Raw genomic sequence first — 8,480 nt, forward strand, 5'->3', positions numbered from 1 at the left:
CTCTTATCTTATGAGATTTACGTTCTTGACGCCGGCGAGCCGCATCAGCACGCGTACGACGATCAGGCAAAGCACGACGATCCCCATGATGCAGACCGAAAAGGCGGCCGCCTGGTTGATCGCGCCGCGATCCGACAATTGCAGCACCGAAACGGAGGCAAGCTGGGTCGAGGGGGTGACGAGGAAGATCACCGCCGACAACGAGACCATGGAACGCATGAAATAGAACACGCCCACACCCAGAAGGGTCGGCCACACCAGCGGCAGCGTGACCTTGCGCAAGGTCGTCATTGAGGTGCCGCCCAGCGTCGTCGAGGCCTCGTCGAAGGTCGCGCCGATCTGCTTCAGGCTGGTGGACGAGATCAGGAAGGCATGGGCGTGGTTGTAATAGACCTCGAGAATGACGATCAGCGCAAAGGTGCCGTAGAGGAAATTGAGCGGATTGTGGGGGTCGTTGAACACCAGGATATAGCCGAGACCGAGCACGATGCCGGGCACGGCGGCCGGCAGGATCGCCAGGAAGGACAGCGGACCGGTGAACGCGGTCTTGAATTTGTGCACCACAATCGCGCCGAGCCCGGTGACGATGATGCCGACAATGGCGGTCGCGAAAGCCACGAAAACGCTGTTCCAGAGCGGATCCGTGCCGTTCTGCACGTCGAACCGGTAGTGGCGCAGCGTGAAGCTCATATTGTAGGGCCACAGATGCACGAAGCTTGCGAACACGACGATGGCGACGACGGAGACGATCAGCCCCGCGACCACATAGGCATAGAGCGAGAAGAACAGGTCGCGTCGCGCCGAGGGTTTTGGCGTCAGCGGGCGGGACTGCTCGGTGACCAGAGCGTGCTGACGCGCCGTCATCCGCTTTTCGATCAGCTTGGCGAACATGGCGGGCACCAGCAGCGCCACGCCGATGACCGCGCCAAGGCCGAACTGGGCCTGACCGATGACCTGATTGTAGACTTCCGTCGCCAGCACGTTGAAGTCGCCGCCGATCACCATCGGATTGCCGAAATCGGTGATTGCCAGCATGAACACGATGAACAGCGTGGCCGCCAACCCGTAACGGGTGGCGGGCAGCGTCACGTCGCGGAAAATCCGCAGCGGGCCGGCGCCAAGCGCCTCCGCGCTCTCATAAATCCGGGCATCCGCTACGGCGAGTGCTGCCGACAGAATCAGGAAGGCATAGGGAAAGGCATAAAGCGCATTGGCGATGGCAACGCCCCAGAAACCGTAAATATCGAGATCGAAACCGAGATAACGGTTGAGGATGCCGTTGCGTCCGAGAAGCAGGATCAGGCCCTGCGCCTGAACCAGCGACGGCGCGAACAGCGGCACCAGAACCACGATCCTGAGCAGCCATTTGCCGGGGATGATCGCGCGTTGCAGCGCATAGGCATAGCCATAGGCAATCACCACCACGATCGCCGTGGAGGTGAGCGAGACCAGAATGCTGTCGCCGACAAGCTCCCAGAACCGCATGGTCGAGAAGGTGGCGATGAAATTGCCAAGGCCGAGACCGTCGGGGGTCTCGAGACTGCGCATCAGGATACCCAGCAGCGGCAGCAGCAGGAAGATGATCAGGAGGGCTGCGACGAACAGCGTCATCGCCCAGACGCTGGCGCGGTCGGCGAGGTCGGTGCCGCGGGCGGGGCGGCTTGCGGACTTCACGGCGTTGCTCATGCGAGCACCCTCAGGGCTTCCGCCGGAATGACGATGCCGAGGCGCTCGCCCACTTTCGGAACCGCGCTCGCGCCGTGCAACTCGACGCTGATCGGTGCCTTGGGCTCGGCATCCGTTACCACCTCGACGCGGGTGATATTGCCGAGATAGGTGACGCCGGAGACGGTTGCGGGAAGCGTGTTGTCGCCGGCGGCGTCCGTGTCGGTCAGCGAAATCATTTCCGGGCGCACCCCGAGGGCCGTTATATGGTCCGCCGTGTGTGCGCTGTCGGCAAGGTGAAGCGCGACGCCGCCGAAGCTCGGCTGCATGCGCGCGTTCTCATCCAGCCGCAAGATATTCATGCGGCCGATGAAATCGGCGACGAAGGCGGTTTTCGGCTCGGCATAGAGTTCGCGCGGAGAGCCGATCTGTTCGATGCGTCCCTTGTTCATGACCACGACGACATCCGCCATCGCCAGCGCCTCTTCCTGATCATGGGTCACCATGATCGTGGTCAGCTTCAGGCGCTGCTGGAGGCTGCGGATTTCCACGCGCAGTTCCTCGCGCACCTTGGCGTCAAGCGCCGACAGCGGTTCGTCGAGCAGAAGCAGGGAGGGATCGGGCGCGAGCGCGCGCGCCAGCGCGATGCGCTGCTGCTGGCCGCCCGACATCTGCGCCGGCAGCTTGGCGCGATGGTCGGCAAGGTGCACGAGGTCGAGCATCTCGTCGACGCGGCTGCCGATCTTGGCCTTGTCCCAGCGCCGGCATTCAAGCCCGTAGCCGACATTGCGCGCCGCGCTCATATTGGGAAACAGCGAATAGGACTGGAACACGACGCCGAAATTGCGCGCCCGCGTTGGCACCGCCGTCAGATCCTCGCCGCCGAGCTGGATCGTGCCTTCATCGGCATCTTCAAGCCCGGCGATGACGCGCAGCAACGTGGTCTTGCCGCAGCCAGACGGCCCGAGAAAGCAGACGAAGTTTCCGTGCGGGACATCGAGCGTGACGTTGTCGAGTGCTGTCAGCCTGTCGAAGCGCTTGACAAGGTTGCGGATCGAAAGGTCCATCGCGCGTTCTCTCCTGATGCGGGTTTGGGCGTGCGGGCCGGGGAAGGGATGCCGGTATTCTCCGGACGCACGAAAAAGCAATTAAATCGAATTGGTCAGCCGAAGCTTGCCTCCGCCGAAATGCTTTGGGCGGAAACGCCGGCGGGCAACATCGCCCGCCGGCTACGTCATCGTCTGGCGTTTCTTAGCGCTCGTAGCGCTCCTGCCAGGTGTTGATGATTTCCGTGCGATCTTCGGCCGCGGCGCGGAAATCGACCGGGAACAGCGCGGCCGGAACATCCTCGGGCAGGCCGGCGGAAATGAACCGCTCCGGCACATCGCCGCCCGGAACCGTCACGATCGTCTTCCAGTCATAATAGGCGGTCGCCGCTTCCGGGCTGAGGGTCCAATCGAGGAAACGCTTGGCTGCATCCTTGTGCTCGGAGGAGGCGACCAGCGCATTGCCTTCCAGCTCGTTGCCTGCGCCTTCGGAGGGCACGACCATGGTGATCGGATAGCCTTCCTCGATGTTCTTGATCGCGCGCATGGCATAGGAAGCGCCGACGGTGTATTCGCCCATCGAGGCGACGTTGCAGGGGCGGGAGCCGGACTTGATGTACTGCGCGACATTCTTGTCGAGCTTGTCCAGGAAGCTCCAGCCTTCGTCTTCGCCCATCATCTGCAGCAGCGCGTCGATCTGGATATAGCCGGTGCCCGAGCTTGCCGGGTTGGGCATGACGACTTCATCGGCAAAGGACGGGTCGGTGAGATCGGCCCAGGAGGTCGGCATTTCCAGGCCCTCGGCCTCGAGGCGTTCATTGTTGACGCAAAACGCCGCCATATAGCCGGTGACCGCGAACCACTTGTTGTCGGGATCACGGAACTGTTCGGGAACGGTATCGATGCCCTTCGGCTCATAGGCTTCCAGCGTTTCCTCGATCTGCGGGTTGACCATGGAGGTGACCGCAAAGCCCCAAAGAACGTCATGCTGGGGATTGGCCTTTTCCGCGATGATGCGGGCGGCGAGATCGCCGGTGGAGAGCCTCAGAAGATTGACGTCGATATCGGGCATGGCCTCCTTTGCCTTTTCGAGAAAGGCCGCGGCTTCATCTTCTTCGTAAGAGGTGTAAACGGTGATCGTCTCGGCGAAGGCAGCGCTCGAGATCAGCGCGCCGGTGAGTGCGCCAAGCGTCAAAAAACCAAACTTCTTCATTTCTTTCTCCTTTGTATCTGAGGCGACATAAATGTATGTTTAGCAACATTTACATCCTTAAAATGAATGTTTTGCGACAATAAGGGCGTTTTTCAACAGATACAAGGCCCCGCAGGGTGCTTTTCCGGACAAGGGGGAAATCGGAGACGTTTTGGAAGGGGCAATCGGCCCGTCAGATTAAACAGGCTTGGCGTGGACTTGCGTCCGGGGCGATGTCTTCATTTGCATCGCCCGCCGGGACTCGATTTTTCCGTGGCAACGCCCTGCAAGGCATTTTCCAATGCGCCGCATGACGCGCCTTGCTCATGCCCAGCGCGCGCCGCTCCCGGAAGAAGACCTTGCGGTTGTCGCGGACGAGGCACAGAAGCGACCGGTCCTATGGTAACGGCGCAATGTGAGGAACGGCCACGGACGACGCACCTCTTCATGGGCTTCCGTCATGGCGCTCCGGACTTTCTGGCTTATGGTCTCTTCGGCGCCTTGAAGTCACAGCCAATCGCAATAGTTTCCATGATGGTCCGTTCAGGGCGAAGGCGTCTCCGCGGCCTGCGCCGGTTCGAAGAAACGTCCGCCGGCCTGGCGGAAGCCGCTGCTCACCAGATCGTCATTGTCTTCCAGCTCCTTGTACAGCGCCGCCATGGCGGTGTAGCGGCTGTGACGCAGCGCGTCGCTGGAGGAAATCGACGAGATGTCGAGAAGCAGGATATTCATCTCCTTGGCGGCTTCCACGACCTCCGGATCGGTGATGTCGAATTGCCCGGCGCGCTGGCGGTTGCCCTGCAAAAGGCGCGATACGCGCAAGGCGTAGTCGTCGCTCGAAACCATCACCATCATCGGCGGATCGAGCGGACCGATGGCTTCGACCTGGGTGGCGAATACATCCTCGTCGATATCGGGCGCCGCCAGTATGACGTTGAGCTTTTTCAGCGCCTTGACGTCGCCCTCAAGGCTGAGCTGCCGGAGCGCCTCCATGGTCAGCCAGCCGCCCATGCTGTGGCCGAACAAGAGAACCGAGCGCACGCCCGGCTGGCCGGTGACCTGCTGCAGCACGTCGGTCAGGCCGTCGCGGGAGAAGGTCGCGGATTCCTTGTCGGTCACGTAGTCGAAGATACGGGCCTGGGAGGGCCAGGAGAACAGGATCGGCACGCCGGATATGTTGGAATCAGCCGAAAGCTGCGCGATCCGGAACACCGCCTCCTGGAAGCTGACATTGAAGCCGTGGACGAACATTGCCGCCTTGCCGCTTTCGCGGGCGGCCCGGCCGATCCGGCTATCGAACGCGGCCCGCGACAGCGCCGTATGGCGAAGCACGGTGAAATCCTCATCCGGACGGGCCTTGCGGGAAAGCGGCCATTCGATCTCGCCGGGAACATGGTTTGGCGGGATCGAAATCACGAATTCGGCATAGCTAAGTTCGTCTTCGCGCTCCCGCGTATACCCCTCGACGCGGTTTTCGGCCGGCTCCCGCGTGGTCGCGACATAGATCGTCACGGTCCGCGCCGGCGCGGCGGCATCGGGATGCGGATAGAGGACTTCGGTTCCGGGCCGCTTGCCGCATCCGGCGAGCGCAAACAGCAGCAGGCAAAATAAGATCGCGCGCAGGGCGCCGGCCAGCATGCGGCGCGGATCTGCAAATTCCTGCTGTGGCACAATGTCGTTTCCGCCGTAAATCGCGATCCGCATTGTCGCTGCTCCCGGTAAGTCGTGATTTGACGTCCAGCGGAAATGCACTGCCGCACCCCTTGGGTTTTTACTACGGACGAACCCGCCGAAAATCAATGGCGTGTGCTTACGGCGCGGCCAATCCAAGCATGGAGGCGGTGATCGTGAAATAGAGCAGCAGGCCGGTGAGGTCGACAATGGTGGTCAGCGCCGGGCCGGAGACGACGGCCGGGTCCTGCCTCACGGCGACGGCGGCAAGCGGCAGCACCGCACCGATCAACGTCGCGGAGATGACCTGGGCGGCAAGCGCGATCGCGATTGCGAAGCCGATCCCCTCGAGCGTCATCGTGGCGGGCACGTCGGCGGCGTTGGAGATCAGCAACACCTTCAGGAAGGCGAACAGGAACAAGGTTCCGGCCATCAGCAGTGACACGCGCGTCTCTCGCCACAATATCCAGAGCGTCTCGCGCGTCTTGACGTCGCCGGTCGTGAGCGCGCGCGTCACAAGGCTTGCGGACTGGGTGCCGACATTGCCGCCGGTATCTGCGACCATCGGCATATAGAGGGCGAGGATCACCAGCGCGTCGAGCGCATCTTCGTAGATGTGGACGACATAGCCGGCGGCAAGGCCCGCAACGGCAAGCGCCAGCACCCAGGGCACCCGCCGGCGGAAATCGGACCAGACGGTGTGATCGAAGTAATCATCCTTCACCCCGCCCGCGATACCGACCCAGCGATCGGCGTCTTCATGCAGTTCCTCGACCAGAAAGGCGTTGGCCTTCTCGGCGTGAATCACGCCGGCCACGCGGCCATCCCGCTCCAGCACCGGCATGATGTCGATGCCGCGGTCGATCATGTCATAAGCCGTCCGTTCGGCCCCGGCCTCGCCGCGCCTGACGGTGGGAACCTTCGTCGCCATGACCGCTTTTATGGGACCGCTCCCGTTGAGGCAGTCCCTGAGGCTGACGATACCGAGAAGATGGCCATCGTCATCGACCACACAGGCGCGGGTGTGAAAGGCGCCGCTTCGGCTGGCAAAGCGATCCGTCGCCTCCGGGCAGGTGAGGTCGGGGGCAAGCAGCAGCGGCGCGGCGTCCCAGATCGCTTCCACTGGATGTTCCGGCGCGAGCATGGAACTGGCAATATCGGTCATTTCGTCGTCCCCCATTTCCTTCGGCACGGGCCTTGCGGCGCTTTTGCCGGTCATCGGCGCCGCAGCAATACCGCGCCAGCATTAAAGTTTTTCGAAAGCCGCGAACGCGGCCAACGACGAGCGTCAGACAGTATCAGCTTACCGTCACTCCTTGACCCGAAGTCAACCGCTGGGTACTTCTTTTGCTGGTTCCAGATTAGGGGAGAGACCTGTGGCTGACAAATCCGTCGAAGACGAACTATTCGATCCGAATGACGAAACTTACGGTTCTGCAGATTTCCTGACCGTTTTGCCCAAAACGGAATTCCCGCAGAAAACCCGCGCGCCGCGTTCGGCCTATGCCGCGGTCAAGGACGAGTTGATGATGGACGGCAATGCCCGCCAGAACCTCGCCACCTTCTGCCAGACCTGGGAAGAACCCGAAGTCCATCAGTTGATGGACGACTGCATCGACAAGAACATGGTCGACAAGGATGAGTATCCGCAGACCGCCGAGATCGAGGCGCGTTGCGTGAGCATGCTCGCCGACCTGTGGAACGCGCCCGAGGGGCCGGCGACCGGGGCCTCGACGACGGGGTCTTCCGAGGCCGCGATGCTGGGCGGCCTCGCCATGAAGCGGCGCTGGGAAGCGCGGCGCAAGGCCGAGGGCAAGCCCACCGACAAGCCGAACCTGATCACCGGACCGGTGCAGATCTGCTGGCACAAGTTCACGCGCTACTGGGATATCGAGCATCGCGAAATCCCGATGGAAAATGGCCGGCTTCTGATGACGCCTGAAGAAGTGCTGAAGCTGTGCGACGAAAACACGATCGGCGTGGTGCCGACGCTTGGCGTCACCTTTACCGGAGAATACGAGCCGGTGAAGGCCGTCGCGGAGGCGCTCGATGACCTTGAGGCGCGCACCGGGCTGGATATCCCGATCCATGTCGATGGCGCGAGCGGCGGCTTCCTGGCGCCGTTCTGCGCGCCCGAGCTCGAATGGGATTTCCGGATTCCGCGGGTGAAATCGATCAATGCATCCGGCCACAAGTTCGGTCTCGCGCCGCTTGGCGTGGGCTGGGTGGTCTGGCGCGAGGAAAAGGACCTGCCCGAGGAGATGATCTTCTGGGTCAACTATCTCGGCGGCAATATGCGCGACATCACGCTAAATTTCTCGCGTCCCGGCGGCCAGGTCGTCTGCCAGTACTACAATTTCCTGCGCCTCGGCCGCGACGGCTATCGCAAGGTGCATGAGGCCTGCTATCGCAGCGCCGCTTATCTCGCCGACGAGCTGGAAAAGACCGGGCTGGTCGATATCGTCTTCGATGGCGACATGAAGCGCGGCATTCCAGCTGTGTCATGGAAGCTCAAGGAAGGCGTGAAGACCGAATACACGCTATTCGATCTCGCCGACAGGCTGCGTTCGCGCGGCTGGCAGGTGCCGGCCTATACGCTTCCCGCCAATTGCGAGGATCAGGCGGTGCAGCGCATTCTGGTGCGGAACGGCGTCAGCATCGATCTCTGCTCGCTGCTGATCCGCGATATCAAGGCGTCGGTGGACTATTTCAAGTCCCATCCGATCACCAGATCGGTCTCCGAGGAGGAAGCTTCGGGCTTCCATCACTGAGCCTAGCTGCGGCGCTTTGACGCCGCCGCGCACCCAAATATTGGCGCGATGGCCATCAAGCGCAGAACGCCATTGATGGCGACTTGGAGTATCGGGCGTTGAATTGGCATCGCCCGATACTCCAGATTCTCTTTT

6 protein-coding genes are annotated in these 8,480 nt (G+C 62.0%); 1 reads left to right on the forward strand and 5 read right to left on the reverse strand.

What is annotated here, in order from left to right; translation table 11 throughout:
• Nucleotides 1-3: 3 nt before the first annotated feature.
• From V6767_RS14550 to V6767_RS14570, 5 genes are all read right to left on the reverse strand, one after another.
• Entirely contained in the window at nucleotides 4-1,686 is a 1,683-nt protein-coding gene (locus V6767_RS14550; RefSeq protein WP_448474135.1) for an ABC transporter permease subunit, read from the reverse strand.
• Nucleotides 1,683-2,732: an ABC transporter ATP-binding protein gene (locus V6767_RS14555; protein WP_448474136.1), complete on the reverse strand. Its 1,050-nt coding sequence runs from the start codon at nucleotides 2,730-2,732 to the stop codon at nucleotides 1,683-1,685. The genes V6767_RS14550 and V6767_RS14555 overlap by 4 nt, the downstream gene beginning before the upstream one ends.
• A 184-nt stretch (nucleotides 2,733-2,916) precedes the next feature.
• A complete protein-coding gene (locus tag V6767_RS14560) occupies nucleotides 2,917-3,924 on the reverse strand; it encodes an ABC transporter substrate-binding protein (protein ID WP_448474137.1) in 1,008 nt (335 codons plus the stop codon).
• Nucleotides 3,925-4,446: 522 nt separating this feature from the next.
• Nucleotides 4,447-5,607, reverse strand: coding sequence for an alpha/beta hydrolase (locus tag V6767_RS14565; protein ID WP_448474138.1), 1,161 nt, complete (start codon nucleotides 5,605-5,607; stop codon nucleotides 4,447-4,449).
• Nucleotides 5,608-5,713: 106 nt separating this feature from the next.
• The gene (locus V6767_RS14570; RefSeq protein WP_448474139.1) at nucleotides 5,714-6,739 is read right to left on the reverse strand and encodes a magnesium transporter; all 1,026 of its coding nucleotides are present in this window, start codon (nucleotides 6,737-6,739) and stop codon (nucleotides 5,714-5,716) included.
• A gap of 211 nt (nucleotides 6,740-6,950) precedes the next feature.
• On the opposite strand from V6767_RS14570, the gene V6767_RS14575 reads away from it, so the two are divergent.
• Complete coding sequence (locus tag V6767_RS14575; protein WP_448474140.1) at nucleotides 6,951-8,345, forward strand: glutamate decarboxylase; 1,395 nt, start codon at nucleotides 6,951-6,953, stop codon at nucleotides 8,343-8,345.
• Nucleotides 8,346-8,480: the final 135 nt, after the last annotated feature.

The sequence above is a fragment of the Martelella sp. FLE1502 genome (assembly GCF_053484255.1).